We start from the raw sequence: 255 nt of genomic DNA, 5'->3' as shown, positions 1-255 counted from the left end.
ATTTAAACCTGACTCTTTAAGTATCTTTTTACCAAGGTCCACATTCGTACCTTCAAGACGAACAACAAGAGGGACATCCAGGCCAAGCTCTTTAGCAGCAGCTACTACGCCAGTCGCGATGATGTCACATTTCATGATCCCCCCGAAGATATTAACGAAGATGCCTTTAACATTTTGATCGGATAGGATGATTTTGAAAGCCTCTTTTACTTTTTCCTCAGTAGCGCCGCCACCAACGTCAAGGAAGTTAGCCGG

At 44.3% G+C, this 255-nt stretch carries 1 pseudogene; it reads right to left on the bottom strand.

Features of this window, described 5'->3' with window-relative positions:
- Window positions 1-255: pseudogene (sucC, locus tag SB773_RS33155) on the bottom strand (succinate--CoA ligase subunit beta); the annotation flags it as partial.

Source organism: Bacillus sp. SIMBA_074 (assembly GCF_046534555.1).
Taxonomy (GTDB): domain Bacteria; phylum Bacillota; class Bacilli; order Bacillales; family Bacillaceae_G; genus Bacillus_A; species Bacillus_A mycoides.
This window is presented reverse-complemented; position numbering and strand designations above follow the sequence as displayed.